Source organism: Streptomyces sp. PA03-6a, from assembly GCF_033792765.1.
GTDB lineage: Bacteria > Actinomycetota > Actinomycetes > Streptomycetales > Streptomycetaceae > Actinacidiphila.
Genome location: NZ_JARAVK010000018.1, coordinates 24,976 through 51,889, shown reverse-complemented (window position 1 = coordinate 51,889; position 26,914 = coordinate 24,976). Strand labels below are relative to the sequence as shown.

Here is a 26,914-nt window from a genome sequence, read left to right as displayed (position 1 = left end):
CGAAAACCGCCCCGTCCGGCACCCCGTGCCAGGGCCGGAGCGCGGTGGCCGCCCGGCTCCCCCGGCCGCACGGCACCCCTCATCGGCAAGAGGAGAGTCAGGTTCATGTCCGCACCAGGGACCGCACCGCACGCCGTCGTCGCCGACACCGCACCCCCCGTCGAGCGCGCGGAGGAGGTGCTCACCGACGCGGCGCTCGCCTTCCTCGCCGAACTGCACCGCCGGTTCGCGCCCCGCCGCGCCGAACTCCTCGCCAAGCGCAAGGACCGCCGCGCCGAGATCGCCCGCACCGGCACCCTGGACTTCCTCCCGGAGACCGCCCACATCCGCGAGGGCGACTGGCGCGTCGCCGACGCCCCCGCCGCGCTCGACGACCGCCGGGTGGAGATCACCGGCCCCACCGACCGCAAGATGACCATCAACGCCCTCAACTCCGGCGCCCGGATCTGGCTCGCCGACTTCGAGGACGCCTCCGCCCCCACCTGGGAGAACGTCATCGGGGGCCAGGTCAACCTCATCGACGCCTACGAACGCCGCATCGACTTCACCTCCCCCGAGGGCAAGACCTACGCCCTGAAGAACGAGACGGAACTCGCCACCGTCGTCACCCGCCCCCGCGGCTGGCACCTCGACGAGCGCCACCTGACCGTCGACGGCGAGCCCGTCCCCGGCGCCCTCGTCGACTTCGGCCTGTACTTCTTCCACAACGCGCGACGCCTGCTCGCCAAGGGCAAAGGCCCCTACTTCTACCTCCCCAAGACCGAGTCCCACCTCGAAGCCCGCCTGTGGAACGACGTGTTCGTCTTCGCCCAGGACCACCTGGGCATCGCACAGGGCACCATCCGCGCCACCGTCCTCATCGAGACGATCACCGCGGCCTTCGAGATGGACGAGATCCTCCACGAGCTGCGCGACCACGCCTCCGGCCTCAACGCGGGCCGCTGGGACTACCTGTTCTCCATCGTCAAGAACTTCCGCGACGCCGGCGAGCGCTTCGTCCTGCCCGACCGCAACGCCGTGACGATGACCGCACCCTTCATGCGCGCCTACACCGAACTCCTGGTCCGCACCTGCCACAAGCGCGGCGCCCACGCCATCGGCGGCATGGCCGCCTTCATCCCCTCCCGGCGCGACGCCGAGGTCAACGCGGTCGCCTTCGAGAAGGTCAAGGCCGACAAGGACCGCGAGGCCCACGACGGCTTCGACGGCTCCTGGGTCGCCCACCCCGACCTGGTGCCGATCGCCCGCGCGTCCTTCGACGCCGTCCTCGGCGACCGGCCGAACCAGAAGGACCGGCTCCGCGAGGACGTCCACGTCACCGCCGCCGACCTGCTGGCCGTCGACTCCCTGGAGGCGAAGCCCACCTACGAGGGACTGCGCAACGCCGTCCAGGTCGGCACCCGCTACATCGAGGCATGGCTGCGGGGCCTGGGCGCCGTCGCCATCTTCAACCTCATGGAGGACGCCGCCACCGCCGAGATCTCCCGCTCCCAGATCTGGCAGTGGGTCAACGCGGGCGTCGTCTTCGCCGACAACGGCGAGAAGGCCACCACCGACCTCGTACGCTCCCTCGCCGACCGGGAACTCGCCGCCATCCGCGAGGACATCGGCGAACAGGCCTTCGCCGCGGGCCGCTGGCAGCAGGCCCACGACCTGCTGCTGAAGACGGCACTCGACGAGACCTACGTCGACTTCCTCACCCTGCCCGCGTACGCACTGCTCGACTGACCCTCCCGCGCGGGACCCCGGCCGCACCCGCCGGGGCCCCGCGCGCCACCCCCGCCGAACCCGCCGGCCGTCACGGGAAAACACACGCACCGGGCCAGGGGGCGCTGGCATGATCGTCGGCATGCCAGCACCACGACCGCGCGCCGTGAGGCCCAGCCTGCACATATCGGTGGACGGCGAGGCGGACGGGCCCATCCCCGGCCCGCACCCCATGCTCGGCCTCGGGGCACCCGAGGACGGCGAACCGGCCGCAGCGACGGCCGACTCCGGCTGCCTCGACACGAAGACGCCGTACGCGGCCAAGGCCGGCGTCCCCCTGCGCGCCGTCGCCAAGGGCACGCCCGGACCCCTCGCCGACCTCATCGCCCGGAAGGGCACGCCACATGCCCTTTGACCACAACTACCACTACCACCGGCTGCTCCTGCGCAAGGTCCCGCCCGGCGCGCTCACCGCCCTGGACGTCGGATGCGGCACCGGCCGCTTCGCCCGGCGCCTGGCCGCCCGCGGACTACGGGTCGACGCGATCGACGCCTCCCCGGAAGCCGTGGCCGCGGCCGGGACCGCGCCCGGGGTCACCTTCCGCGTCGCCGACGTCACCCGCGTGGACCTCCCCACCGCCCACTACGACCTCATCACCTGCCTGGCCAGCCTGCACCACGTGCCGTTCGCCACGGTCACCGCGCTGCGCGCCGCGCTCGCCCCCGGCGGGACCCTGCTCGTCCTGGGCTGCTACCCCGAGCGCACCCCCGCCGACTGGGCGGTGAGCCTGGCCGCCGTCCCCGTCAACGCCGCCGCCCGGCTCGCCGTCGCCGCCGCCGACCGGATCCGCGGCCACGAACCGCATCCGGTCCGGGCCCCCGTACACCCACCGGGCACACCCCTGCCGCAGATCCGTACCGAAGCGGCCCAACTGCTGCCGGGCAGCCGCATCAGGCGCCTGCTGTTCTGGCGCTACCTGCTGGCGTACCGCGAAGGGACGGGCGGCTGAACCACCCGGCCGGCCCGCTCAGGCCTGGCCGGTGTCGAAACGGCTGACCTTGCCGTCGTCCACGGTGAAGCGCCACTTGGTGCGCATCTCGCCCCACGCGTCGTTGCGGTAGTCGGCGATCAGGGTGAGCCCCGCGGAGTCCTGGGACTGCACGTCCATGTGGCCGTGGGACTCGAAGATCTCGCGGTCCGCCCACTCCTTCAGGTTGCGGTCGGAGCCGTCGTCGGACATCGTCGCGTTCTCGGTGAGCGCGGCCTCGAAGGCCTCTCGGTTCCCGGCGTTCACCGCCGAGACGAAGGCGCGGACGGCCGGCTCGTTGAGGGCGTCGGTGCGGATCATCGCTGCTGCTCCCTGTGCTCACGGGTCGTGACCCCAGCCTCGCCCGAGCGGCCGCGGCGCGCTACCCGGAGCCCGGCGACCACCCCGCCGTTCACCCGCGGGGACCGCCACGGCTGGCCCGTCGACGGGACCACGGGGACCCTGGGATCCAGTCCGGCGACCCGAGAGCGACGGCAGGAGCACACGCGTGGCGAGTGGGGGCGAGGACCTCCCCGACGAAGGACGCGACGTACTGAGGTACGTCCGACTGCTCCCCGTCGTGCTGCTCGTCGGCGGCTTCCTGGTCGACTACCTGACCCCCGCCCAGTTCAGCGCCACCGCCTTCTACTCCGTGGCCCCCATGCTCGCGGCCCCCCTGATGTCCCTGACCGGCACCGTGCTGGTCGGGCTGGGCGCCATCGCCGCCGACGCGGGCATCCTCAGCCACTTCGGCTACATCAGCGGCCCCGGCGGCATCAGCGAACTGCTGTCGATCAGCGCGGTCGCCGTCGTCGCCGTGTTCATCAACCGCCTGCTCCACATCCGGGACGTCCGGCTGCGCTCCGCACGCAGCGTCGCCGCCGCCGTGCAACGGGCCGTGCTGCCCGTGCCACCGCGGCGCGTCGGGCCGTACCGCATCGCCGCCCGCTACGAGACCGCGGAGGCCGAGGCGGAGATCGGCGGCGACCTCTACGCCGTCCAGGAAACGCCCTACGGGCTGCGCTGCATCATGGGCGACGTACGCGGCAAGGGCATGGCGGCCGTGGAGGCGGCCACCGTGGTGCTCGGCGCGTTCCGCATGGCCGCCGACGAGGAACCCACCCTCGCGGGGGTGGCGACACGGATGGACCGGGCGCTGTGGCGCGAGGCCGAACGCCGCGAGGGCATGGACCGCCTGGAGTGGTTCGCCACCGCCGTCCTCGCCGAGTTCCCGCCCGGCGGCACCGCACTGCGCCTGGTCAACCGCGGCCACCCGCCCCCGCTGGTGCTGCACCACGGCACCGTGCGCTACGCCGAACCCGCCGGTCACGCCCTGCCCCTGGGCATGGGCCTCGGCGACGTGACCGACGAGGCCGACACGGTCCCCTTCCCGCCCGGCTCGGCCCTGCTGATGCACACCGACGGCGTCACCGAGGCACGCGACGCCGGCGGCACCTTCTACGACCCCGTCACCCGGCTGGCCGGGGTGCCGTTCACCGGCCCCGCCGAACTGCTCGACGCCCTCCTGGACGACGTCCACGCGCACACCGGCGGCCCCCGCAGCGACGACATGGCACTCCTGGCGGTCTGCCGGGACTGAACCGCCCGGCTCCGTGGCGCGCGCGCGCCCTCGGCGCGAGGTGCTCTCGACCCTCGCATTACTTTTCTCCGCCCGTCTGTCACCGCCGGCCCCTACCCTGCTGCCGTGAACGCGCCCGCCCTCCGCCAGCTCCGCGCCGTCCTGGAACGTGCCCTGACCGACCCGCACATCGCCACGTCCCGTTCCCGGGAGGAACGGCTGAGGAAGGCCACCGCCGTGCTGGAACGGGCGGCCGCCGACGTACCGTCGCAGGCGCTGCGCAGCCTCGACGACCTGTTCGACGACGCCGTCCTCGGCCACCCCGGCCGGCCGGGGACCGTGCTCGGCCGCATCGCGGCAGGCCTGTACCGCACCCGGGCCGGGCAAGTGGGCAGGGAGCTCACCCCGGCGAGCCAGCGCGACATCATGGACGGCATCGCCGACCTCAACCGGGCCGCCGGGCGCCCCGCGTTCGGGTGGCAGGCCCGCGGGATGCGCCCGTGGTCCAAGCACACCAAGGAGCCCCTGGACTTCACCGGGCACATCGTGCTGCGCCGGGCGCTGAGCACCCCCGTGGAGCCGCGCCGCGAGCCGTACCGGTTGCGGCTGCTGGCGGCGCTGGAGGTGCTGTGGGCGACGGCGGTGCCCCGCGAGGGCCTGGTGGCCGCCGACGTCACCGACCTGTCCGCGCAGGAGTCCCGCATCCGGCTCACCGTGAACCTGCCCGGCCGGACCGCCGCGACCCGGCAGGAGTTCACGCTCCCCCGGTCGGCCCGGGCCGCGCTGCGGCTGTGGCTGCCGGTGCGCCGGGAGGTCGTCGCCCTGCACCTGGACGCCGGACCCGACCACCCCGCCAACCAGGCCCTGTTCATCACCCTGCGGCACACCGTGGCCGAGCCGGCCTCGGGCGCCGCCCGGATGGTGCCGCCCGGCATCCGCATCACCGGGAACGGTCTGGAGACCGACTACAGCAAGTGGGCCCGCAGGCTCAACGGCGACCACGCCGGGCAGAAGGGCTGGCCGGTCCCGACGGACCTGTACACCGTCGCCCGCGGCGGCGCCGTCCGGCGCGAGGCCCAGGGCCGCTCCCAGGGCCGCGGCCCGGCGGCCCGCTAGACCGGGCCCAAGCGGCCGGGGCGCAGGCGGCAGGGGCGCGCTGAACGCCTGGGCACGCCGAACGCCGAACGCCGGGCCCCGCCCCGGACAGGGCGGGGCCCGGCACCGGCCGGGGGGCCGTCCCTCCCCCGGCCGGGGTCAGCGGATGACCGCGGCGGTCAGCTCGCCAGGCCCGCGATCCGCGCGAGCCGCCGGGCCTCGTCACGGGTGGCGCGCGCGATGGCCTCCTCGTCGGCGGTGACGAGCCGGCCGTCCTCCACCACCGGCCGGCCGTTCACCAGGGAGAGGGTGACAGGGGCCGCCGCGCCGAGGACCAGCGCGGTGACCGGGTCGGCGATCGAGGAGTGGGCGAGGGTGTCCATCCGCCACAGGACGAGGTCGGCGAGCTTGCCCGGCTCCAGGGAACCGATCTCCGCGGCCCGGCCGAGCACCTGGGCGCCGCCGTACGTGCCCAGCCGCAGGGCCTGACGGGCGGTCAGCGCCGCCTCGCGGTGGGCGCCGAGGCGGTTGATGAGCAGCGCGTTGCGCAACTCGGTGTGCAGCTCGCCCGATTCGTTTGACGCGGTGCCGTCCACGCCGAGCCCGACCGGGACGCCGGCGGCGAGCATGTCGGGGACGCGGGCGATGCCGGCGGCCAGGCGGGCGTTGGAGGACGGGCAGTGGGCGACACCGGTCCGTGTGCGGGCGAAGGCGGCGATGTCGGAGTCGCCCATGTGGACGCAGTGCGCCATCCACACGTCCTCGCCGAGCCAGCCGGTGGACTCGAAGTAGTCCGTCGGTCCCATGCCGAACAGCTCCTTGCAGAACTGCTCCTCCTCCACCGTCTCGCTGCCGTGGGTGTGCAATCGCACGCCCTTGCGCCGGGCGAGTCCGGCTCCCTGGCGCAGCAGTTCGGTGGAGACCGAGAACGGCGAGCACGGCGCGACGGCGATCCGCGTCATGGCGTCGGGGGAGGCGTCGTGGTGCCGGTCGATCGTCTCCTCGGTGGCGGCGAGTGCCTCGTCGAGGGTCTCGACGGCGAAGTCCGGGGGCAGGCCGCCGTCGGACTCGCCGCGGTCCATCGAGCCGCGGGCGAGGGTGAAGCGCACGCCCATGTCCGAGGCGGCCCGGATGATGGAGCCGGACAGGTCGCCGGTGCCGCGTGGGAAGACGTAGTGGTGGTCCATGGCGGTGGTGACCCCGCCGCGGGCCATCATCGCCAGGGAGCCCTGGGCGGCCGCGTGGGTCATCCGCTCGTCGATGCGGGCCCAGACGGGGTAGAGGGCGACGAGCCAGTCGAAGAGGTTGTGGTCGGTGGCCAGGCCCCGGGTGAGCCACTGGTAGAAGTGGTGGTGGGTGTTGACCAGGCCGGGGGTGAGCAGGTGGCCGGTGCCGTCCACCCTCCGTACGACGCCGTCGAGTGCGGCGGGGGCGGGGCCCGCGCCGACGGACTCGATGCGGTTGCCGGCGACGACGACGTGGCCGGCCGGGTGCTCGGTGCCGTGCGCGTCGACGGTGGCGACGGCGCAGTTCTCGATGACGATGCGCTCTGCTGGGGCGGTCATGGCGGGGCCTCTCAGTCCGTCACCGGGATGCGGGGCTCGGCACCGTCGCGCAGGACCGTGCCCTCGATGAGGCCGTAGGGGCGGTCGGCCGCGAAGTACACCGCACTGTCGGGGGTGTCGTTCTTCAGGCCGAACGGCTCGAGGTCGACGAGGAAGTGGTGCTTGTTGGGGAGCGAGAGCCGCACCTCGGCGATCTCGGGGCGGTGCTCGACGACCCGCTCGCCCATCGCGTACAGCGTCTGCTGCAGGGAGAGCGAGTAGGTGCCGGCGAAGGCGTCGAGGAGGTGGCGGCGGACCTCGGCCCAGGACTCCTCCCAGGGCGGGGCGGGCTCCTCGTCGCGGGTCCAGCTGAACCGCCAGCGGGCGCTGACCTCGGTGGCGAGGACGCGGTCACGGGTCTCCGGCAGCGTGGTGTAGCGGTCCTTGACGAAGCCCCAGAACTCGGAGTCGGTGGTGTTCATGACCACGAGGTCCTTCAGGCCGGAGACGACCTGCCACCGCCCGCCGTCGAAGGTGACCTCGGTGGTGCGGGTCTCCCGGCCGCCGCGGACGAAGGAGTGCTCCTGCGTGATCCGCTCCCAGGCGTACTCCTCGATGCGGATCCTGGCCCGCTCGATGGACCCCTGGCTCGTGACGAAGTGCCGGGCGAGGTGGATGCCGAACTGCTCGGGGGAGTCGATGCCGTACTGCTTGGCGAAGGCGAAGACGGTGTTCTTGGTGGTGTCGGTGGGCAGTACGGCGGCGTTGCTGCCGGAAGTGTGGACGTCGTCCATGGCGCCGGAGAGGGCGACCGAGACGTTGAGGTCCCTGACGTGGTGGGTCCCGCCGTCGCGGGTGACGCGGACGACGCGGGTCTCCGCCTTGCCGTACTGGTTCTGGCCGAGTCGGGTGGGCGACATGTCGGTGCTAGCTCCCTCGGTATACGGAGTAGCCGAACGGGTTGAGCAGCAGCGGTACGTGGTAGTGCTCGCCCGGCTCGACGGCGAAGACGATCGCCACCTCCGGGAAGAAGGCTCCGCTGTCCCTGGTGCGGGGGGCGTCCTGCTGGTCCTCGGCTCGACTGCGGTGGGCGGTGCTCTGACGGGAGAGGTAGGGCTCGGTGGCGAACTCCAGCCGTACGTGGCTCGTGCCCTCCGGCGGGTCGGGCAGGTCCTTGCAGCGGCCGTCGGCGTCGGTCGCCGAGGCGCCGTGCGGCACCCAGGGGGCCCCGCTCCCGGTGCGCACCGACAGGGCGACGGCGACGCCCCGCGCGGGGCGGCCGGCGCTGGTGTCCAGGACGTGCGTGGAGACGGAGGTCATGAGGGGTCCTCTGCGGCGGTCTCGACGAGCCGGGTGAGCCTGATGCGGTTGATCTTCCCCAGTTCGGTGCGGACGATCTCGCGTTCGGTGCCGCTGTCGTTGCCGGTGCGCTCCTTGAGCGCGGCCAGCATCTGGTCCCCGGTCCTGCCGGTGGCGCAGATGAGGAAGACGTGGCCGTGCCGCTCCTGGTAGGCGAGGTTCAGGGCGAGCAGTTCCTCGCGTTCGGAGTCCCGCACCCCGCCCTGTTCGCGGGCGGAGACCGGGTCGCCCGGCCGGGGGCGGCCGATCGGCGGGTGTCCCGCCATCGCCTCGGCCAGGTCGCCGGCGGTGAGGCCGGCCGTCGCGGTGTCGGAGGCGGCGAGCAGCGCGTCGAGGGTGTCGTACGGGCGGGCCGCCATGACGGCGGCGCCCCAGGAGCGGCTCGCGCAGACCTCGTGCAGCAGCGCGACCGCCTCCGGTCCGCCGGCGGCGTTGAGCCGGGCCAGGCCCGGGGATGGGCTGGAAGTCACAACGGCACGCTAGGAGCCCCCACCACGTGACGTCAACAGTTTGTTGAAAAATGGCGCCGATGACGCCCGGACGGACGCCTCGGGACGGCTAGCGGCCTTCCTTCGCCGCGTTCTCCCTGTTGAGGTAGTTGTAGACGGTGAAGCGGCTCACGCCGAGCGCCGACGCGACCGTCTCCACCCCGTGCCGCACCGAGAAGGCGCCGCGCTCCTCCAGGATGCGGACGACCGTCTGCTTCTCCTTGCGCCCGAGCTCGGACAGCGCCTTGCCGTGCCGGCGCTCGAGGTCGGCCAGGATGTGGTCGAGCGAGTCCGCGAGGTGCGGCAGCCGTACGGCGACCACCTCCGCACCCTCCCAGCTGAGCACGACGTCGTCTCCGCGCGCCTCGCCCGGGGGCACCAGTTCTGCGCCCATGGCGTCGGCGAGCGGCTTGATCGCCGCGCTGAACGGATGCTCGACCGGCCCGGTCACCGGTCCGCCTCCCCCACGACGTTGACCTGCAGCGACACCCGGGTCGCGCCGGCCTCCAGGGTGCGCCGCAGCAGATCGCCGACCACGGCGACCACCTGCTCGGTGCCACCCTCGGCCGAGTTGCCGAAGGGCCCGACGTCGACGGCGTCCAGCCCGGCCGCCTCCAGGACCTCACGCCCCACCACGGCGTGCCGCGGGGGCTCGTCCAGGTCGAACGGCTCGGTGGTGAATTCGAGTTTCAGGCGCACGCCCACAACCTAGCTGGTCAGGGGCTTTCCGGGACATCCCTCTTGACAGCCGCCCGCCGGCTCATGGAGTCTTCCGTTAAGTAGAAACTAGTTTCCGTAATACGGAAGGGCGCATGTGATGGGCTTCGACTCCACGCGCTTCGATGTGAACCTCTCGATCCTCTTCACCGAACTCCCGCTCCTGGAGCGCCCCGCGGCGGCCGCCGCGGCCGGCTTCTCCGCGGTCGAGCTGTGGTGGCCGTGGACCCGGATGCCGACCCCTCCGCAGGCCGAACTCGACGCCCTGCGCGGCGCGCTGGAGGAGGCCGGCACCCAGTTGGTGGGGCTGAACTTCTACGCGGGCGAACTGCCCGGCCCCGACCGCGGCGCCCTGTCCGTACCGGGCGAGGAGTCCGCGCGCTTCCGCGCCAACATCGACGTCGCCGCCGACTTCGCCCGCTCGGTGGGCTGCACGGCGCTCAACGCGCTGTACGGCAACCGGGTGGACGGCGTGAGTCCCGAGGCGCAGGACGAACTCGCCCTGGAGAACCTAGTGCGGGCCGCGCACGCGGCCGACCGGGTCGGCGCGGTGCTGCTGGTCGAGGCCCTCAACGAGCCCGAGTCGCCGCGCTATCCGCTGGTGAGCGCGGCCGCCGCGGTCGAGGTGGTCGACAAGGTCAACGCCGAGACGGGCCTGGGCAACGCCAGGTTCCTGCTGGACCTGTACCACCTGTCGATGAACGGCGAGGACCTGCCCGCCGTCATCGACGCCTACGCGGACCGCACCGGCCACGTCCAGATCGCCGACGACCCCGGCCGCGGCGCGCCCGGCACGGGCTCCCTGCCGCTGTCCGCCCTCCTGGACCGGCTGCGCGACCGGGGCTACGACGGCTGGGTGGGGCTGGAGTACAAGCCGGGCCCGCAGGGCAGCGCCGCCTCCTTCGACTGGCTCGCCGACGCCGACAAGTAATCCGGAGAGGACATCATGACCACCACACTTCCCGCGGTCGCGTGGATCGGCCTCGGCATCATGGGCTCCCCGATGTCGGAGAACCTCATCAAGGCCGGGTACTCCGTCACCGGCCACACCCTGGAGCAGGACAAGCTCGACCGCCTGGCCGCGGCCGGCGGCACGCCCGCCGCCTCGGTCGCGGAGGCCGTGAAGGACGCCGACGTGGTCGTCACCATGGTCCCCGCCTCCCCCCAGGTGGAGGCCGTCGCCTACGGCGAGGACGGCATCCTGGCGAACGCCCGGCCGGGTGCGCTCCTGATCGACATGTCGTCGATCACCCCGCAGACCTCCGTCGACCTGGCGAAGGCCGCGGCCGAAAGGCACATCCGGGTCCTGGACGCCCCCGTCTCCGGAGGCGAGGCCGGAGCCGTCGAGGCGGTGCTGTCGATCATGGTCGGCGGCGCGCGGGCCGACTTCGACGAGGCGCGGCCCCTCTTCGACGCCCTCGGCAAGACCGTCGTCCTGTGCGGTCCGCACGGCGCCGGCCAGACCGTGAAGGCGGCCAACCAGCTGATCGTCGCGGTGAACATCCAGGCGTGCGCGGAGGCCGTGGTCTTCCTGGAGAAGTCCGGCGTCGACCTCACCGCGGCCCTGGAGGTGCTGGGCGGCGGCCTGGCCGGATCCACGGTGCTGACCCGCAAGAAGCGCAACTTCCTCGACCGCGCGTATGCCCCGGGCTTCCGCATCGACCTGCACCACAAGGACATGGGCATCGTCACCGACGCCGCCCGGAACGTCGGCGCCGCCCTGCCCGTCGGCTCCGTGGTGGCGAACCTCGTCGCCTCACTGCGGGCCCAGGGCGACGGCGGCCTGGACCACTCCGCCCTGCTGCGCGGCGTGGAGCGCCTTTCCGGTCTCCCGGTCACCGGCTGACCCACGACTTCCGGGCGGCGGCGCTCCGACCTGTCCTGTCGCGCCCGATGGGGCGCCGCCGCCCGGAACCACGAACGTCCGCGCCGCCGAGAACTTCTGAGGGGTAGGTCGAGGCGGCGCGGACCGGTCCCCGCCCGGGGACCCGTGCCGCGGCCGGGCCGGACGCGGACCGGGTCTCCGGGCGGCTGCGTGCACCGGCGCGACCGGGACGGCAAGACGGGTGCACGAGGGGCTCCCCGTGCGGGACGATGGACGGCAGGACCGTCCCGGCGAGCACCCCTGCGCCGCCGCACCGCCGCACCGCCCAGGAGTCGCGAACCATGGCAGAGAGCGTGCCCGTGCGCTGTCCGGCCTGCCGCCGGGAGCACGCCTACACCGCACCCACCTTCCCCTGCGCCTGCGGCACACCGCTGGCCCTGCCGATCCTGCGCGGCGGCGTCCCGCTGCAGATCCGCCACCGGTCCTGGGACGACTCCTGGGTGGCCATGCGCTGCCCGGACTGCGGCCGCGACGAGCAGTGGCCGCAGCCCGAACTCGGCTGCGACTGCGGGGCGGTGGTCCGGCTGCCGGTGGACACCCGGGCCCTGCGGATGCCCGAGCGGCGCCCCGTCCCGCCGGTGCGGCAGGCCGGCCCCGGGCCCGTGGCGCCCGCGCCGCGGCCGCCGTTCCGGCCGGTGACCATCCGTACCGCGCGGGACGCGGTCACCGCCGCCGCGCAGTACCTGAAGTGGCTCGGCTTCGCGGGCGTACGCACCGCGGAGGACCGCTCGGCCAACGGCATCGACCTGCGCGGCGAGGGTGTCGTGGCCCAGGTCGACCCGACGACGCGGCCGACACCGCTGCGGGAGGTGGAGACCCTCTGGCTCAACTGCCTCAACGAGGACTCCACCGGCGCCTTCTTCTCCCTGGCGGGCTACGCCCATGACGCGCGGCTGCGCGCGGACCGGCTGGGGGTGCCGCTCTTCGTCATGGACCTCACCGGCACGCCGCAGCCGGTCAACGACGCCGCCGACGTCCTGATCAGGACCGGCCCGCACGCCACGCCCTGAGCCGGGACGAGCTCGGCCCCGCCCTTCACCGTCCGTGGTCACTCGGGTCGCGCGACCGCCGCTCCCGGGGGAGTATCGAGAGGTTCCCCCTCCGTACGGCAACCCAGGACTACGTCAAGGACGCAGCGATGTCTACGGCCCTTCTGAAGCGCAAGCTCGACAAATCCTTCCGCCGTCTGGACACGGACGGCAACGGATACGCCGAGCGCGCCGACTTCCAGGACGTCGGCGCGCGGCTGATCCACGGCTTCGGCATGTCCCCCACCTCGCCCAAGGGAAAGGCGGTGGCGGTACGGCTCGACGCCGTCTGGGCGGAGCTGGCGGCGTACGCCGACAGAGACCGCGACGGGCGGCTGTCCTCCGCGGAGTACCACCACGGCATGACCAAGGCCTTCATCGAGGGACCGGCCTTCGACCCGGTCTTCCACCCGGCGGCCGAGGCCGTCGCCCATCTGTGCGACACCGACGGCGACGGCCACGTCGTGCGCGGGGAGTTCGAGGTCCTGCAGCGGGCCTTCAACACGCCCGTCACGGACATCGCCGCCGCCTTCAACCGCATCGACACCGACGGCGACGGGTGCGTGAGCACGGCCGAACTGGTGGCGGCCATCCGCGCCTACTACATCGGCACCGACCCCGAGGCCCCCGGCAACTGGCTGTTCGGGCCGCTCTAGCGAACCGCCGGGGCCCTCCCGGGGCGGTCGTGGAACCCGGCCGCCGCGCCCGGGAGGTCAGGACGGGGCGGCCGGTGGCGCGGTCGGGCCCGGGCTCAGGTGCTCGCGAGCGGGATGATCTCGGTGGGCGCGTGGCCGGGTTCGGTGGCCAGCTCCTCGAACTCCACGACGTTGCCGATGTCGTTGGTGACGCTCATGGCGATGTTGGTGACCCGTTCCAGGATCGCCTCGACGACGACCGGCACCCGGTACTCGGCCGCGAGCTTCTTGGCCTGCTCGAAGGCCGCGCCGAGCCCGGCCGGGTCGGTGACCCGGATCGCCTTGCAGCCCAGGCCCTCGGCCACCTTGACGTGGTCGACGCCGTAGACGCCCAGCTCGGGCGAGTTGACGTTCTCGAACTCCAGGTTGACCTGGAAGTCGATGTCGAAGGCCCGCTGCGCCTGACGGATCAGGCCCAGGTAGGAGTTGTTCACCAGGACGTGGACGTACGGGATCCGGTGCTGCGCGCCGACCGCGAGCTCCTCGATCATGAACTGGAAGTCGTAGTCGCCCGAGAGGGCCACCACCGGCGTCCCCGGGTCGGCCTTCGCCACGCCCAGGGCGGCCGGCACGGTCCAGCCGAGGGGGCCGGCCTGGCCGCAGTTGATCCAGTGGCGCGGCCGGTAGACGTGCAGCATCTGCGCGCCCGCGATCTGGGAGAGGCCGATCGTGGTGACGTAGCGGGTGTCGGGGCCGAAGGCGCGGTTCATCTCCTCGTACACGCGCTGGGGCTTGATGGGGATGTCGTCGAAGTGCGTCCGGCGGTGCAGGGTCGCCTTGCGCTCCCGGGCCGAGGCGGCCCAGGCCGAGCGGTCGGGCAGTTCGCCGGCGGCCTTGAGTTCGGCCGCCACGTCGACGAAGAGCCGCAGCGCGGCGCCGGCGTCGGAGGCGATCCCGTAGTCGGGGGCGAAGATCCTGCCGATCTGGGTGGGTTCGATGTCGACGTGCACGAAGGTGCGGCCCTCGGTGTAGACGTCGATCCGGCCGGTGTGGCGGTTGGCCCAGCGGTTGCCGATGCCCAGGACGAAGTCGGACTCCAGGAAGGTCGCGTTGCCGTAGCGGTGCGAGGTCTGCAGTCCGACCATGCCCGCGTTGAGGTCGTGGTCGTCCGGGATGGCACCCCAGCCCATCAGGGTCGGCACCACCGGGGTGCCGGTCAGCTCGGCGAACTCCACCAGCAGAGCGGCCGCGTCGGCGTTGATCACCCCGCCGCCCGCGACGATCAGCGGCCGCTCGGCGGCGGTCATCATGGCGAGCGCCTTCTCGATCTGACGGCGGGTGGCGGCCGGCTTCCAGACCGGCAGCGGCTCGTACGTCTCGGGGTCGAACTCGATCTCGGTGAGCTGGACGTCGACCGGCAGGTCGATCAGGACCGGGCCGGGACGCCCGGAGCGCATCAGGTGGAAGGCCTTCTGGAAGACGCCGGGGACCTGGGCCGCCTCCAGGACGGTGGTGGCCGCCTTGGTCACGGGCGCGGCGATGGCCGCGATGTCCACGGCCTGGAAGTCCTCCTTGTGGATCACCGCGGTGGGCGCCTGCCCGGTGATGCACAGGATCGGGATCGAGTCGCCGGTCGCGGAGTAGAGACCGGTGATCATGTCGGTTCCGGCGGGCCCCGACGTGCCGATGCACACGCCGATGTTGCCGGGGGCGGTGCGTGTGTAGCCCTCCGCCATGTGCGAGGCGCCCTCCACGTGCCGGGCCAGCGTGTGCTGGATGCCACCGGAGGCCTTGAGGGCGGCGTAGAAGGGGTTGATCGCGGCGCCGGGCACGCCGAACGCGGTGTCCACGCCCTCGCGCTTGAGGATCTCCACTGCCGCTCGGGCGGCGGTCATTCGAGGCATTCGGTCACTCCTGCGTCGTCCTGCGGTCCAGGTTGTCGCGCCCGGTGCTCCATCTTCCGCATCATGGAAGTCGTCTTTTGTTATGCGGAACTACTGTGAACATAGGGCGCCCCCGGCGCGCGGGTCAAGAAGGAGACGCGAAAGCCGTTCGGCAATCGGCTCGATCGATGTCGGTACCACCCACTAGGGTTCCGCTCGCCCTTCACATCGGCTTCACACGGACCCCAGGTGATCTCCTTGACCACGCCGACGCCGTCGCCCGCGCAGTCCCAGCCCCCGTCCCAGCCCCAACCCCAGCCGCAGGCACAGGCGGTGCCGCCGGCCGCTCGGCCGAGGCCGCTGCCGCCCTTCGGGCAGGAGGTGCCCGGCTACGGACGCTCCTGCCTGTTCTGCGGCTCGGTGCCGGCGGTCCAGGCGACCGTCCGGGGCCACCAGGGCATGGTCGTGATGATGCGCTTCCTGAAGGTCCGGGCCCCGTTCTGCCGGCGCTGCGGCATCGCCAAGCACCGCGAGATGGTCTCCAACAGCCTGGTGCAGGGCTGGTGGAGTCCGACCTCGATGCTGTTCAACCCGCTCACCCTGCTGGTCAACCTGTTCCAGCGCTGGAAGATCAACCGCCTGCCCGAGCCGGTCCCCGGCGCCCCCGGCACGCCGGCCGACCCCGGCCGGCCGATCCTGCTCCGCCCCACCGCCCTGGGCCTGCTGATACCCGTCATCCTCATCGGCGGCGGCTGGCTGGTGCTCCACGACGACGCCGAGTACGCCGAGGTCGGCGACTGCGTCCACAGCAGCGGGGACGTCCTCTTCCCGGACGTGTCGGTCGTCGACTGCGGTTCCGCGAAGGCCGAGTTCGAGGTCGTCGGGCGCTTCGACGACACCACCGACACCAGCCGCTGCGAGGCCTACCCCCGCATGGTGGCCACGTTCCGGGCGGAGCACGGCTCGACCAAGTACGTCCTGTGCCTGGCGCGGAACGACAACACCTGACCGCCGCCCCCACGGACCACCGGACCGGGCGTCAGCCGCGGCTCCACTTCTGGTCGTCCGCGCCGGTGCAGCTCCACAGCCGCAGCCTGGTGCCGTTGACCCCCGGCGAGTCCTCCGCCTCCACGCACTTGTCGGCCTGGACGTTGACCAGGTCGTGAGCGGCGTTGAGGCGGAACTGCTGGGCGCCGGTGCCGTTGCAGTCCACCAGCTGGACGGCCGCGCCGTCGTCCCGCGAACCGCCCGCGACGTCCATGCACTTGCCCCGGGAGCGGATGCTGCCGTCCGGCTTGACCTGCCAGGACTGCGCCGCGCTGCCCGTGCAGTCCCAGATCTGCAGCGGCGAGCCCCACGGGGGGCTGCCGTCGATACAGCGGCCCGAGTCGTGGCTCCGGATCGCCGTGCCGGAGCCCGCGGCGGAACGCGACGGGCCGGCGGTGGGCTGCTGCGCCGCGCCCCCGCCCGTGGCGTCGGCCGTGGCCTTGCCCCCGGTCGCGCTCGGGGTGGCGGTCGAGCCGCCTTGGGAACCGGCCTCCGGCGACCGCCGCCCGGTGTCCCCGGGGGACGGTGACCGCCCGTCGGAGGGGCTCGCACCGGCCGGGCCGGCCCCGGGTGCCTCGCCGGCCGGGTCCTCGTCCGCGAGGGTGGCGGCGGCCGGGCCGCGGTCCTCCTCACCCGAACCCCGCACGAGGAACGGCACGCAGACCAGCACGCCGACCGCGAGACCCGCGCCGACCAGCAGGAGCGGGCGGGACCACCCGCGGCGCGCACGGGAAGGCGCGGGCTCCGCCGCGGCGGGTGCCTGCGGGCCTGACCCCGCAGCCGTCGCCGGCAGGTGCTCCTCGTCGTGCGCGGGCACGGGCGCGGTACGGGACGCGAAGGCGAGCCCGGCCGCGAAGCCGTCCGCGTAGGAGGATTCCGGTTCCGCGGCCCCCTCGGGCCGCTCGGGAAGGGCGGCGGCCTGCCTGGCCCGCAGTGTCGGGGCGTCGCCGCCGGTCCAGTCCGGGGGGTTCCGGCTGGTGGTGGCGGACGCGTCGGCGATCGCGGACGTCCTCCGGGTCCGCCGTGGCAGCGCCGTACCGGCGGGGGACGGCGCTGCCGGGGTCTCGTCGGCCGTCGGCGCCGGCTCGTCGGGAGAAGCCGTCATGAATCCTTCCAAACCCAGATGTGCGTAAAACAGCCCCGCCGCGTGGGCCGGGGCTGCTTTCGGCACACCGTCCCCCAGGGGCATCCGTGCTGCGCGGTCACCCCGAACAGGGCTGACGCGGCAGCGCAGCTCGCACCCTAGCAACCGCTCCCAGCCGGGACGACGCGCCCGGTGACGGCACTGTGGCCGCCCGGTGAACGGAGGTCGTCCTGTGGGTGACGGTGTCCCTCAGGGCCTGCGGCGGTGGGGTTCCCAGGTGCGGCGGACGTCGTTCCACAGGTAGCGGGTGCCGGCGCCCTCGGCGCCGCCGGTCGTGGCCCAGACACCCTGCGGATGGTCGCCGAGGGTGTCGGTCCAGGCGATCTCCAGGCCGGCGACCTCCGGGTGGCCGAGGTCCAGCCGCTGGAACTGGGTGACCGCCTCGACCGGCAGCAACGGGTGCACCTGCACCCGGGTGCGGGAGCCCTCGTCCTCCAGCCGCAGCACCCCGCCGCCCTCGCGCCGGACCGAACCGAGCTTCTGCACCGCCGCGATGAAGGCGGCAGCCGTCCGTTCCTCCTCGGTGGCCCCGCGCCGCCGCCACAAGCCCCGGCCGCCCAAGCGCGCCGCCGTGATCTCGCCGAGCCTGGCCCCCACCGCCTGCATGAACGAGCTCAGCAGGACCACCCCGCCCGCACCGACCACGGCGGACACCAGCTCCGGGATCGCGGACTGCTCACCGCTCCCCGGCCGGACGTCGTCCCTATGAGCCATCCCCGGCGCCCCCATCTCCCGTACGTCTCCGCTGTGTTGTCAGGGTAACGGCGGCGGCTACTGTGGCGCGCGTGATCATCTGGCTGAACGGCGCCTTCGGCGCGGGCAAGACCACGACCTGCTCGCACCTGGTGCGGCTCGTCCCCGGCGCCCACGTCTTCGACACCGAACAGGTCGGTTTCATGCTGGGACACGTGCTGCACGAGGCCGTGCCCGTGCGGGACTTCCAGGAGTGGCCCCCCTGGCGGGCGCTCACCGTGGCGTCGCTCACCCAGGTGCACGCCTACCTCGGAGGGACGCTGATCGTGCCGCAGACCGTGCTCGTGGAGGAGTACTGGCGGGAGGTCGAGGCGGGGCTGGAGCGGGCCGGGCTGCCCGTGCGGCACTTCCTGCTGCACACCGACCCGGCCACCCTCACCCGCAGGATCGAGGGGGACACGGTGGAGACCGGCGCCCGGCAGTGGCGACTGGACCACCTGGAGGAGTACGCGGAGGCCCTGCCCTGGCTGCGGGCGGCGGCGACGGTGCTCGACACGACCGCCGCGCCGCCGGAGGCGGTGGCGCGGCAGGTCGCGGACCTCACGCGGGCCTGAAGGACTCCCGCAGCTCGACCTTGCGGACCTTGCCGCTGACGGTCATCGGGAAGGCGTCCATCAGCCGCAGATGGCGCGGCACCTTGTAGTGGGCGAGCCGGCCGCGGCAGAACTCGCCGAGCTCCTCCACCGTCAGCGCGGCCGCCGGGTCCTTGAGGATGACGCAGGCCAGGATCTCCTCGCCGTACCGCTCGTCGGGGACGCCGACCACCTGGACGTCCGCGATCTTGGGGTGGGCGTAGAGGAACTCCTCGATCTCGCGCGGGTAGACGTTCTCACCGCCGCGGATGATCATGTCCTTGATGCGGCCGACGATCTGCAGGTAGCCGTCCTCCCGCATCACGGCGAGGTCGCCGGTGTGCATCCAGCGGCCGGCGTCGATCGCCTCCGCGGTCTTGTCCGGCTCGTCCCAGTAACCCAGCATCACCGAGTAGCCACGGGTGCACAGTTCGCCCGCCGTGCCGCGCGGCACCGTCACGCCGTCCGGGCCGACGACCTTGACCTCGACGTGCGGCAGCACCCGGCCGACAGTGCCGGTGCGGCGCTCGAGGTCGTCGTCCCGGCGGGTCTGGGTGGAGACCGGCGAGGTCTCGGTCATGCCGTAGCAGATGGACACCTCGGCCATGTGCATCTCGGCGACGACCCGCTTCATCACCTCGACCGGGCAGGGCGAGCCCGCCATGATGCCGGTGCGCAGCGAGGAGAGGTCGTACGTCGCGAAGTCCGGCAGGTTGAGCTCGGCGATGAACATCGTCGGCACCCCGTACAGCGAGGTGCAGCGCTCCTGTTCGACCGCGCGCAGCGTCGCCGCCGGGTCGAAGCCGGGCGCCGGGATGACGATGCAGGCGCCGTGCGAGGTGGCGCCCAGGTTTCCCATGACCATGCCGAAGCAGTGGTAGAAGGGCACCGGCAGGCAGACGCGGTCCTGCTCGCTGTAGCCCACCTGCTCGCCCACGAAGTAGCCGTTGTTGAGGATGTTGTGGTGGGAGAGGGTCGCGCCCTTGGGGAAGCCGGTCGTGCCCGAGGTGTACTGGATGTTGACCGGGTCGTCGCAGGACAGTTCCGCCCCGCGCTCGGCGAGCTGCCCGACCGGGACGTGGGCCCCGGCCTCGACGAGGGCGTCCCACGTCGGGTCGCCGATGTACACGACCTCGGTGAGCGAGCGGCACCCGCCGCGCACCTGCTCCACCATGGCGCGGTAGTCGCTGGACTTGAACGCGGTGGAGGCGACCAGCACCTCGATGCCGGCCTGGTCGAGCACGAACGCCAGCTCGTGGACGCGGTAGGCCGGGTTGATGTTGACCATGATCGCGCCGACGCGGGCGGTGGCGTACTGGACGAGCACCCACTCAGGGCAGTTGACGGCCCAGATGCCCACCCGGTCGCCCTTGCCGACGCCCTTGGCGAGCAGGCCGCGCGCCACGTCGTCGACGGCGGCGCCGAACGCGGCGTAGGTCCAGCGGCGGCCGCTGGGGACGTCGACCAGGGCTTCGCGGTCCGGCCAGGCAGCGACGGCCCGGTCCAGGTTGCGGCCGATGGTGTCGCCGAGCAGCGCGGTGGTGCCGGTGCCGCTCGCGTACGACGGCTCGACGGGACTCGCGGGGGTGCTCACCTGTGGTCCTCCTCGCGGTACTCGGTGCCGACGGCACCCTCGGCGGTACGCCGGCGCAGCTCGATGCGGCGGATCTTGCCGGACACGGTCTTGGGCAGCTCGGCGAACTCGATGCGTCGTACCCGCTTGTACGGGGCGAGCACGGCCCGCGAGTGCGCGAAGAGCGCCGCGGCGGTCTCCGGGCCCGGCTCCCAGCCCTCGGCGAGGACGACGTACGCCTTGGGCACGGCCAGCCGCAGCGGGTCGGGCGCCGGGACGACGGCGGCCTCCGCCACGCACTCGTGCTCCAGCAGGGCGCTCTCCAGCTCGAAGGGGGAGATCTTGTAGTCGGAGGCCTTGAACACGTCGTCGGCGCGCCCGATGTAGGTGATGTAGCCGTCGGCGTCGCGCGAGCCGATGTCGCCGGTGCGGTACCAGCCGCCGGCCATGGCCTCGGCGGTGCGCTCCGGATCGCCCTCGTAGCCGGTCATCAGGCCCACCGGGCGGGCGGACAGGTCGAGGCAGATCTCCCCCTCGTCGCCGGGCTTGCCGGTGACCGGGTCGAGGAGTTCCACCGTGTAACCGGGGCTGGGGCGGCCCATGGAGCCCGGCTTGAGCGGCTGCCCGGGCGGGTTGGAGACCTGGACGGCCGTCTCGGTCTGGCCGAAGCCGTCCCGGATGGTGAGGCCCCAGGCGCGTCGCACGTGCTCGATGACCTCCGGGTTGAGCGGCTCGCCGGCGGCGACGACCTCGCGCGGCGGGGTGCGCAGCGCGCCGAGGTCGGCCTGGATGAGCATCCGCCAGACGGTGGGCGGCGCGCAGAAGCTGGTGACGCCGGCCCGGTCCATCTCGGCCATCAGGCGGCCCGCGTCGAAGCGCGTGTAGTTGTGGATGAAGACCGTCGCCTCGGCGTTCCACGGCGCGAAGAGGTTGGACCAGGCGTGCTTGGCCCAGCCGGGCGAGGAGATGTTGAGGTGGACGTCGCCGGGGCGCAGGCCGATCCAGTACATCGTCGCCAGGTGGCCCACGGGGTAGGACAGGTGGGTGTGTTCGACGAGCTTGGGCTTCGCGGTGGTGCCCGAGGTGAAGTACAGCATCAGCGGGTCGTCGCCGCGGGTGTCCCCGTCGGGCGCGAAGTCCGCGGGGGCGTCGTACGCGTCCTCGTAGGCGTGCCAGCCCGCGGGCGCGCCGCCGACGGCGATCCTGGTGTACTCCCCCGGCACCTGGTCGAACTTCGCCGCGTCCGCCGCACGGACGATCACGTGCCGGGCCCGGCCGCGCTCCACGCGGTCGGTGAGGTCGGCGGGACCGAGCAGCGGGGTGGCCGGGATGACCACGGCCCGCAGCTTCATGGCGGCCAGGGCGGTCTCCCAGAGCTCGGTCTGGTTGCCCAGCATGACCACGATCCGGTCGCCGGGGCCCACCCCGAGGCCGCGGAGCAGGTTCGCGACCCGGGCCGAGCGCTCGGACATCGCGGCGAAGGAGACGGCCGACTCGGTGCCGTCCTCCTCGACGATGTGCAGGGCGGTGCGGTCGTTGTCACGGGCGATGACGTCGAACCAGTCCAGCGCCCAGTTGAAGTGCCCGGGCCGCGGCCAGCGGAAGCCCTCGTACGCCGCCTTGTAGTCCTCGCGGTGGCGCAGCAGGAAGTCCCGGGCCTCCCGGAACTCTTCCGTCCGGCTGGTTGCCGTCATGTGTCCTCCTCGTTGCCGGCCCGCTCAGTAGCATCCTGTTGTCAGTGACGAGGCTCTCACTACCCCCGGACGGGGGTGAAGGAGCGGCGAGGGCGTGACGGGATCGGGCGAGGCGGCGGAGCTGCGGGCGGCGCTGCTGCGGATGAGGCGCACCAGCGGTCTGCCGGTGGCCTTCGGAGGGCTGCTCCCGGAGCCGGGCCGGCTGCGGATCTCCGAGCTGTCCGGCACGGCCACGGCCTCCCTCCAGGGGCTCACCGTCACCGCGGGCAACGGCCTGGGCGGTAAGACGATCGCGCTCTCCCGGCCGCTCGCCGTCAACGACTACAGCACGTCGCGGGTGATCAGCCACGAGTACGACGCGGCGGTGGGCGCCGAGGGCCTGCGCTCGGTCCTGGCGGTGCCGGTGGTCGTACGGCGCCGGGTGCGCGGGGTGCTCTACGGTGCGCTGCGCCATCCGCTGGCGCTCGGCGACCGCCCGGTGAGCGCCGCGGTGGAGGCCGCGCGCGAGCTGGAGCAGCGGCTGGTGGTCCGGGACGAGGCCGACCGCCTGCTGTCGACGTGCCGGCAGCCGACCACGGGCGACCCTGCGGCCTGGGAGGAGGTCCGCGAGGCCCACGGGGAACTGCGGGCGCTGGCCGGCCGGGTCGCCGATCCGCTGCTGCGGCAGGAACTGCTCGCCGCGTGCGGCCGGCTGGCGGCGGCGACCGGCGCCGCCGGTGCCGGCCAACGCTCCCCCACCGGGCGGCCGGTGGCGCTCCCCTCCCGGGAGCTGGACGTACTGGCGTGCGTCGCCACGGGGGCCACCAACGCCGCCGCCGCCGACCGGCTGGGGCTGCGCCCGGAGACGGTCAAGAGCTACCTGCGCTCGGCCATGCGCAGGCTCGGCGCCCACACCCGCCTCGAGGCGGTCGTCGCCGCCCGCCGTGCCGGCCTGCTCCCCTGAGGTGCCGGCCCGCGCGGACCGCTGCGGACCCGCTGCGAACCCGGAGCGGACCCGGAGCGACATTGACGACAAAGCGGCCGCGCCGGCTGCCCCCCGGCGGCACGTTCACCCGCAAAGCGCCGTGAGCGGGGCAGGACCGGAAGTCCGGACAAGCCGCCATGTTCGGTTCACCCGGGGTTATTTTGGGGTTTGACCCCCGGCGGGATCGGACCGATCATTCGGGGTGTGTCCACCGGCACGCGCGGGACGGGGGCCGGCCTGACGAATGGTCCGGTGTTCAACAGGCTGTTGCCCCCGTGCGTTTCCCGATGTGCCGCCCTTTGCACGACATCCATTCGGCGACGGCGGTGAATTTCCCTACACCGGACGGAAGTCGAAGGGCCGCGCCCGTACCGGCGGATTTCCGTGGCTCTTTGCATAACATTGTCCCGGACACGACACGAGGGGAGCGGCGACCGTGGAGCAGGTCTTCGACGTGCCGGCCAGACCCCGACCCGACCAGGTGATCGGGCGAGGTGACGTCCTCGCGCGGGCCCGCGGGCATCTGGCCCAAGGAGGCAGCCTGCTGCTGTACGGACCGGCCGGAATCGGGAAGTCCACCGTATTGCGGACGCTCGCCGAGGAATACGGCGGCGAGCCGACGGTGCTGCGCTGTTCCGCGACGGAGTCCGAATCGCACCTGCCCTTCCTCGCCCTGGTCGATCTGCTCGGCCTGGTCGCCGACCAGGTGTCCGACAGCCTGCCCGCACCGCAGCGGGCCGCGCTGGAGTCGGCGCTCACCGGCCGCGGGGAGTCCTCCCTGCAACGGGACGGGCTCGCGCTGCGGCTGGCCGTGCTGTCGGTGCTGCGGGCACTGGCCGCCGACGGCCCGGTGCTGATCGTCGTGGACGACCTGCAGTGGATGGACCCCGCCAGCGCCGAGCTGCTGGCCTTCGCGGCCCGCCGGGTCGCCGAGCTGCCGGTGCGGGTGCTGGGCGCCGTACGCACCGAGGCCGATCCGCAGGACCAGCACGACCGCTACCTGCGCGCCTTCCCGCAGGACGTGCGCACGCTGCGGGTGACGCCGCTGTCCCGGCCGGAGGTCTCCGAGCTCCTCGACGGGCGCGGTCACACCGGCCTGCCGCGGGCGGTCGTCCGGGACATCCACCGCACCAGCGGCGGCAATCCGCTCTTCGCCCTGGAGCTCGGCCGCGCCCTGGCGGAGAGCCGCACCCCGCCCCGCCCCGGGGAGCCGCTGCCGGTGCCGACCTCGCTGCGCACCCTGGTGCTCAACCGGCTGGAGATGCTCTCCGCGGACACCCGCCGCACCCTGCTCATCGCCAGCGCGGGGGCCCGCCCGACCCTCGCGACGCTGCGCAGCGCCGGCCGCGCCAACGCCGAGAGCGAGACGGGCGTGGCCGCCTCGCTCGGCCTGGTGGAGATGGACCACCACGACGGCACCGGCCTGGTGCGTTTCGCGCACCCGCTGATATCCGCGGCGCTGTACGCGGAGGCGACCCCGGAGGACCGGCGCAGCGCCCACGCCGCGCTGGCGGCGGCGGCCGGCGACCCGATCGAGCGGGCCCGGCACCTGGCGCTGGCGACGAGCGGCAAGGACGAACGGGTCGCGGCGAGCCTGGCCGAGGCCGCGGACGAGGCCCGCGCCCGCGGCGCACCCTCGGTCGCCGCCCAACTCGGCCTGCTGGCCGCCCGGCACACCCCCGAGGGCGCGGTGCCCACCGCGGACGAGCGGCGGCTGCGGGCCGCCGAGGACGCGCTGACCGCCGCCGAGCCCGAACTCGCCAGGGCCACCGCCCGCGAGGTGCTGGCGCAGGCCACGGTCCCGGCGGACCGGGTGCGGGCGTGGAGCGTGGTGATCGACTCGGTCGGGCAGGCCCTGTCCGAGGTCGACGACGTGTTCCCGCAGGCCCTGGCGGACGCGGGCGACGACCCGCGGCTGCAGGGCCTGGTGCGCTACCAGCTCGCCTGGCGGGCCCTGGTGGACGGCCAGATGCACGAGGCGCGTGCCGAGGCCGCCCGCTCGGCGGCGCTCGCCGCGCGGGCCGGCGACCGGCGCACCGAGTTGCTCGCGCTGTCCTTCAAGGCGCTCAACGAGACGTTGGTGGGCCATCCCGACGCCGCCGCGACCCTGGCCCAGGCCTCCGCGGAACCGCAGGACCCGGACGTGGCCATGAACCACAACGGCCCGGTCTACATCCGCTCCCGCTACCTGCTGATGAGCGATCAGCTCGACGAGGCGCGCACCGCGCTGACCTGGCTGGCCGGTGAGGCCCGGCAGCGGGGCGCGGTGGAGAGCGAGGTCTACTCGGTGCGCAGCCTCGCCGAGATCGAGCTGCGTTCCGGCCGCTGCGGCACGGCGCTGGACCTGGCCCGCGAGAGCCTGCGGCTGGCCGAGGACACCGGCATCGGCGAGGGCTTCGCCCTGCAGATCGCGGCCCTGACCGAGGCGGCGGGCGGCACGGTGGAACGCGCCCTGTCCCTGGCCGGGGACGCGGTGCGGCGGGCCGAGGCCGACAGCGACATGCCGTACATGACACGGGCGCTGTACGCGCTCGGGCACGCGCGGCTGGTCGGCGCCGACCCGCAGGGCGCGGTGGACGCGCTGCGCCGGGTGCGCGCGCTGGAACGCGAGATGGGCGTGACGGAGCCCGCGCGCGGCCGCTGGCAGGGCGACCTGGCCGAGGCGCTGGTGCTGACCGGCGCGCTCGGTGAGGCGCGTGAGGTCATCGACGAGACCCGCAGGCACGCCCTGCGGCTCGGCCGGCAGAGCATCCTGGCCGTCCTGGAGCGCGCCGAGGGGATGCTGCTCGCCGCCCGCGGCGACACCGACGGGGCGGTGGCGGTGCTGAACGGGGCCCGGCAGCGGCTGGTCGCGCTCGGGTACGGGCTGGAGGAGGCGCGCGCCGTCTTCGCGCTGGCCCAGGTGGAGGCGGACCGGCGCAACCGCGCGGCGGCCCGGGTGGCGCTGGACGAGGCCGGCCGGTTGTTCCGGCGGTCGAAGGCCCTGCCGTGGCTGGGGCAGGTGGGCCCGGCCCCGGCGGCCCCCTCGGCGGCGGCGCCGCCGGAGCTGGACGGGCTGGCCTCGATGGAACGTCAGGTGGCCGCGCTGGTCCTGGAGGGTGCCACCAACCGGGAGATCGCCGCGACGCTGTTCATCAGCGTCAAGACGGTCGAGGCGACCCTGACCCGGGTCTACCGCAAGCTCGGCATCCGCTCACGGGTGGACATCGTGCGACTGGCCGCGGGCCGCCGGGCCGGCTGAGGCGAGCCCCGGCCCGGCCCCGCGGCACTGTTCGGCGTGCGCCGGACACGTGACGTGACCGAGGGGTTTCCCTACGCAACCGGGCTTAGGGGGTTCCCTCATTGGGGGGCGGGGGCCGCGACCCTAGCCTGAGTCCCGCACGCAGCAAGCAGGTTGACCCGTCCCACGAGTGCACGTGCGCCAACTCGCCCCTCGTTCACGGTCGTCGACGATGACGTCGGCCCAGGCCGTGCCGTACGCGTGGGATGAAGCGCCGCCCCACCGGTGACCCGCGCGTTCCCCCCACCGGCATCCTGAGGAGCTGCACGTCACGGCTCGACCGTACGAGGAAGGCCGCCGCCGCGGTCGCGGCGACCGCGGCCGCCGGGGCGGCGGCCCGAGTGAACTCCTGACCATGAGTCAGGCTGCGCCAGGGGTCGCTGCGAGCTGCCACGAGCCGCCCGCAGCGACCCCTCTCCAAGTCAGCGGGCGCGGTCGGCGGCGTCGACGGCGGCGTAGATGCGGTCGAAGACGGGCCCCAGGCTCTCCAGCTCGCCCGGCTCCAGCGGGTCCAGGACCATCCGGCGCACCGTCTCCACGTGCGCGGGCGCGGAGGCCACGAGCTTCTCGTACCCCTCGGGCGTGAGGATCGCCAGGGTGTAGCGGCCGTCCCCGGGATCCGGCTCGCGGCGGACGAAGCCCTGGTGCTCCAGGCGCCGCACCACGTGCGACAGCCGCGACAGGGACGAGCTCGCCCGGTCCGCGAGCACGCTCATCCTGATGGTGTACCGCTCCTGCTCGGAGAGCATCGCGAGGACGTGGTACTCCATCCAGTTCAGGTCGGCGTCGCGCTCCAGCTCGCGCTCCAGGGCGGGCAGGAGCCGGGCCAGGACCCTGGCCATCGACATCCACGCGGTCAGCTCGCCGCCCTGCAGCCAGCGCGGCTCCATCGCGGCGGGGGCGGGCGGTACCGCTGTGTTCTTCGTCATGCTCCCCAGG

26 protein-coding genes are annotated in these 26,914 nt (G+C 73.5%); 13 read left to right on the top strand and 13 right to left on the bottom strand.

Features of this window, described 5'->3' with window-relative positions; genetic code table 11:
• Positions 1–105 precede the first annotated feature (105 nt).
• The 3 genes from aceB (at position 106) to PV350_RS07160 (ending at position 2,717) form a co-directional block, all read left to right on the top strand.
• A complete protein-coding gene (aceB, locus tag PV350_RS07170) occupies positions 106–1,728 on the top strand; it encodes a malate synthase A (RefSeq protein ID WP_500333173.1) in 1,623 nt (540 codons plus the stop codon).
• Between the two features lie 121 nt (positions 1,729–1,849).
• Positions 1,850–2,122 (top strand): hypothetical protein, encoded by a 273-nt coding sequence (locus PV350_RS07165; protein ID WP_500333172.1) that lies wholly within the window; start codon positions 1,850–1,852, stop codon positions 2,120–2,122.
• Positions 2,112–2,717 carry a class I SAM-dependent methyltransferase gene (locus PV350_RS07160; protein WP_500333171.1) on the top strand — a complete coding sequence of 202 codons (606 nt, stop codon included), beginning with the start codon at positions 2,112–2,114 and terminating at the stop codon, positions 2,715–2,717. The genes PV350_RS07165 and PV350_RS07160 overlap by 11 nt, the downstream gene beginning before the upstream one ends.
• Before the next feature lie 18 nt (positions 2,718–2,735).
• Here the strand turns inward: PV350_RS07160 and PV350_RS07155 are convergent, their stop codons facing one another.
• The gene (locus PV350_RS07155; RefSeq protein ID WP_499514727.1) at positions 2,736–3,056 is read right to left on the bottom strand and encodes a nuclear transport factor 2 family protein; all 321 of its coding nucleotides are present in this window, start codon (positions 3,054–3,056) and stop codon (positions 2,736–2,738) included.
• Between the two features lie 187 nt (positions 3,057–3,243).
• Here PV350_RS07155 and PV350_RS07150 point away from each other — a divergent pair, with 187 nt between their 5' ends.
• Both PV350_RS07150 and PV350_RS07145 read left to right on the top strand, forming a co-directional pair.
• Complete coding sequence (locus PV350_RS07150; protein WP_499514726.1) at positions 3,244–4,335, top strand: PP2C family protein-serine/threonine phosphatase; 1,092 nt, start codon at positions 3,244–3,246, stop codon at positions 4,333–4,335.
• Between the two features lie 105 nt (positions 4,336–4,440).
• The gene (locus PV350_RS07145; RefSeq protein ID WP_500333170.1) at positions 4,441–5,430 is read left to right on the top strand and encodes a hypothetical protein; all 990 of its coding nucleotides are present in this window, start codon (positions 4,441–4,443) and stop codon (positions 5,428–5,430) included.
• Between the two features lie 158 nt (positions 5,431–5,588).
• Here PV350_RS07145 and PV350_RS07140 read toward each other — a convergent pair whose 3' ends face one another.
• The 6 genes from PV350_RS07140 to PV350_RS07115 form a co-directional block, all read right to left on the bottom strand.
• Positions 5,589–6,974: an 8-oxoguanine deaminase gene (locus PV350_RS07140; protein ID WP_500333169.1), complete on the bottom strand. Its 1,386-nt coding sequence runs from the start codon at positions 6,972–6,974 to the stop codon at positions 5,589–5,591.
• A gap of 11 nt (positions 6,975–6,985) precedes the next feature.
• Positions 6,986–7,873: a factor-independent urate hydroxylase gene (gene pucL, locus PV350_RS07135; RefSeq protein WP_499514723.1), complete on the bottom strand. Its 888-nt coding sequence runs from the start codon at positions 7,871–7,873 to the stop codon at positions 6,986–6,988.
• Between the two features lie 7 nt (positions 7,874–7,880).
• Complete coding sequence (gene uraH, locus PV350_RS07130; protein ID WP_500333168.1) at positions 7,881–8,273, bottom strand: hydroxyisourate hydrolase; 393 nt, start codon at positions 8,271–8,273, stop codon at positions 7,881–7,883.
• Positions 8,270–8,782 carry a 2-oxo-4-hydroxy-4-carboxy-5-ureidoimidazoline decarboxylase gene (uraD, locus tag PV350_RS07125; RefSeq protein WP_499514721.1) on the bottom strand — a complete coding sequence of 171 codons (513 nt, stop codon included), beginning with the start codon at positions 8,780–8,782 and terminating at the stop codon, positions 8,270–8,272. Before uraD ends, uraH begins: the two co-directional genes overlap by 4 nt.
• 88 nt (positions 8,783–8,870) lie before the next feature.
• Positions 8,871–9,251 (bottom strand): helix-turn-helix domain-containing protein, encoded by a 381-nt coding sequence (locus PV350_RS07120; RefSeq protein ID WP_499514720.1) that lies wholly within the window; start codon positions 9,249–9,251, stop codon positions 8,871–8,873.
• Positions 9,248–9,499, bottom strand: coding sequence for a YkoF family thiamine-binding protein (locus PV350_RS07115; protein ID WP_499514719.1), 252 nt, complete (start codon positions 9,497–9,499; stop codon positions 9,248–9,250). Before PV350_RS07115 ends, PV350_RS07120 begins: the two co-directional genes overlap by 4 nt.
• A gap of 118 nt (positions 9,500–9,617) precedes the next feature.
• Here PV350_RS07115 and PV350_RS07110 point away from each other — a divergent pair, with 118 nt between their 5' ends.
• The 4 genes from PV350_RS07110 (at position 9,618) to PV350_RS07095 (ending at position 13,086) form a co-directional block, all read left to right on the top strand.
• Positions 9,618–10,448, top strand: coding sequence for a TIM barrel protein (locus PV350_RS07110; RefSeq protein ID WP_499514718.1), 831 nt, complete (start codon positions 9,618–9,620; stop codon positions 10,446–10,448).
• 15 nt (positions 10,449–10,463) lie between these two features.
• Complete coding sequence (locus PV350_RS07105; protein WP_500321672.1) at positions 10,464–11,363, top strand: 2-hydroxy-3-oxopropionate reductase; 900 nt, start codon at positions 10,464–10,466, stop codon at positions 11,361–11,363.
• 320 nt (positions 11,364–11,683) lie between these two features.
• Positions 11,684–12,412 (top strand): hypothetical protein, encoded by a 729-nt coding sequence (locus PV350_RS07100; protein ID WP_499514716.1) that lies wholly within the window; start codon positions 11,684–11,686, stop codon positions 12,410–12,412.
• 128 nt (positions 12,413–12,540) lie between these two features.
• A complete protein-coding gene (locus tag PV350_RS07095; RefSeq protein ID WP_499514715.1) occupies positions 12,541–13,086 on the top strand; it encodes an EF-hand domain-containing protein in 546 nt (181 codons plus the stop codon).
• Between the two features lie 95 nt (positions 13,087–13,181).
• On the opposite strand, the gene gcl is transcribed toward PV350_RS07095, so the two are convergent.
• Entirely contained in the window at positions 13,182–14,969 is a 1,788-nt protein-coding gene (gcl, locus tag PV350_RS07090; RefSeq protein WP_500333167.1) for a glyoxylate carboligase, read from the bottom strand.
• Between the two features lie 237 nt (positions 14,970–15,206).
• Here gcl and PV350_RS07085 point away from each other — a divergent pair, with 237 nt between their 5' ends.
• Positions 15,207–15,956, top strand: coding sequence for an LppU/SCO3897 family protein (locus PV350_RS07085; protein ID WP_499514713.1), 750 nt, complete (start codon positions 15,207–15,209; stop codon positions 15,954–15,956).
• 31 nt (positions 15,957–15,987) lie between these two features.
• On the opposite strand, the gene PV350_RS07080 is transcribed toward PV350_RS07085, so the two are convergent.
• Positions 15,988–17,100, bottom strand: coding sequence for a ricin-type beta-trefoil lectin domain protein (locus tag PV350_RS07080; RefSeq protein WP_500333166.1), 1,113 nt, complete (start codon positions 17,098–17,100; stop codon positions 15,988–15,990).
• 228 nt (positions 17,101–17,328) lie between these two features.
• Positions 17,329–17,853 carry a hypothetical protein gene (locus tag PV350_RS07075; RefSeq protein WP_500333165.1) on the bottom strand — a complete coding sequence of 175 codons (525 nt, stop codon included), beginning with the start codon at positions 17,851–17,853 and terminating at the stop codon, positions 17,329–17,331.
• Positions 17,854–17,924: 71 nt separating this feature from the next.
• Here PV350_RS07075 and PV350_RS07070 point away from each other — a divergent pair, with 71 nt between their 5' ends.
• Positions 17,925–18,446: an AAA family ATPase gene (locus tag PV350_RS07070; RefSeq protein WP_499514710.1), complete on the top strand. Its 522-nt coding sequence runs from the start codon at positions 17,925–17,927 to the stop codon at positions 18,444–18,446.
• Here the strand turns inward: PV350_RS07070 and PV350_RS07065 are convergent.
• The gene (locus PV350_RS07065; RefSeq protein WP_500333164.1) at positions 18,433–20,058 is read right to left on the bottom strand and encodes an AMP-binding protein; all 1,626 of its coding nucleotides are present in this window, start codon (positions 20,056–20,058) and stop codon (positions 18,433–18,435) included. The genes PV350_RS07070 and PV350_RS07065 overlap by 14 nt on opposite strands.
• Positions 20,055–21,731 carry an AMP-binding protein gene (locus PV350_RS07060; RefSeq protein ID WP_499514708.1) on the bottom strand — a complete coding sequence of 559 codons (1,677 nt, stop codon included), beginning with the start codon at positions 21,729–21,731 and terminating at the stop codon, positions 20,055–20,057. The genes PV350_RS07065 and PV350_RS07060 overlap by 4 nt, the downstream gene beginning before the upstream one ends.
• 94 nt (positions 21,732–21,825) lie before the next feature.
• Between PV350_RS07060 and PV350_RS07055 the strand changes: the two genes are divergently transcribed.
• Both PV350_RS07055 and PV350_RS07050 read left to right on the top strand, forming a co-directional pair.
• Positions 21,826–22,674, top strand: coding sequence for a helix-turn-helix transcriptional regulator (locus PV350_RS07055; protein WP_500333163.1), 849 nt, complete (start codon positions 21,826–21,828; stop codon positions 22,672–22,674).
• 457 nt (positions 22,675–23,131) lie between these two features.
• Positions 23,132–25,936, top strand: coding sequence for a helix-turn-helix transcriptional regulator (locus PV350_RS07050; protein ID WP_499514706.1), 2,805 nt, complete (start codon positions 23,132–23,134; stop codon positions 25,934–25,936).
• A 461-nt stretch (positions 25,937–26,397) separates the two neighbouring features.
• Here the strand turns inward: PV350_RS07050 and PV350_RS07045 are convergent, their stop codons facing one another.
• Entirely contained in the window at positions 26,398–26,904 is a 507-nt protein-coding gene (locus tag PV350_RS07045; RefSeq protein WP_499514705.1) for a MarR family winged helix-turn-helix transcriptional regulator, read from the bottom strand.
• Between the last annotated feature and the right edge of the window lie 10 nt (positions 26,905–26,914).

Coding starts and splice junctions, on each gene's coding strand:
- PV350_RS07060 (WP_499514708.1), bottom strand. CDS start 21,731: ATGACGGCAACCAGCCGGACGGAAGAGTTCCGGGAGGCCCGGGACTTC.
- PV350_RS07105 (WP_500321672.1), top strand. CDS start 10,464: ATGACCACCACACTTCCCGCGGTCGCGTGGATCGGCCTCGGCATCATG.
- uraH (WP_500333168.1), bottom strand. CDS start 8,273: ATGACCTCCGTCTCCACGCACGTCCTGGACACCAGCGCCGGCCGCCCC.
- PV350_RS07165 (WP_500333172.1), top strand. CDS start 1,850: ATGCCAGCACCACGACCGCGCGCCGTGAGGCCCAGCCTGCACATATCG.
- PV350_RS07095 (WP_499514715.1), top strand. CDS start 12,541: ATGTCTACGGCCCTTCTGAAGCGCAAGCTCGACAAATCCTTCCGCCGT.
- PV350_RS07100 (WP_499514716.1), top strand. CDS start 11,684: ATGGCAGAGAGCGTGCCCGTGCGCTGTCCGGCCTGCCGCCGGGAGCAC.
- gcl (WP_500333167.1), bottom strand. CDS start 14,969: ATGCCTCGAATGACCGCCGCCCGAGCGGCAGTGGAGATCCTCAAGCGC.
- PV350_RS07155 (WP_499514727.1), bottom strand. CDS start 3,056: ATGATCCGCACCGACGCCCTCAACGAGCCGGCCGTCCGCGCCTTCGTC.
- PV350_RS07110 (WP_499514718.1), top strand. CDS start 9,618: ATGGGCTTCGACTCCACGCGCTTCGATGTGAACCTCTCGATCCTCTTC.
- PV350_RS07080 (WP_500333166.1), bottom strand. CDS start 17,100: ATGACGGCTTCTCCCGACGAGCCGGCGCCGACGGCCGACGAGACCCCG.
- PV350_RS07075 (WP_500333165.1), bottom strand. CDS start 17,853: ATGGCTCATAGGGACGACGTCCGGCCGGGGAGCGGTGAGCAGTCCGCG.
- pucL (WP_499514723.1), bottom strand. CDS start 7,873: ATGTCGCCCACCCGACTCGGCCAGAACCAGTACGGCAAGGCGGAGACC.
- aceB (WP_500333173.1), top strand. CDS start 106: ATGTCCGCACCAGGGACCGCACCGCACGCCGTCGTCGCCGACACCGCA.
- PV350_RS07140 (WP_500333169.1), bottom strand. CDS start 6,974: ATGACCGCCCCAGCAGAGCGCATCGTCATCGAGAACTGCGCCGTCGCC.
- PV350_RS07045 (WP_499514705.1), bottom strand. CDS start 26,904: ATGACGAAGAACACAGCGGTACCGCCCGCCCCCGCCGCGATGGAGCCG.
- PV350_RS07160 (WP_500333171.1), top strand. CDS start 2,112: ATGCCCTTTGACCACAACTACCACTACCACCGGCTGCTCCTGCGCAAG.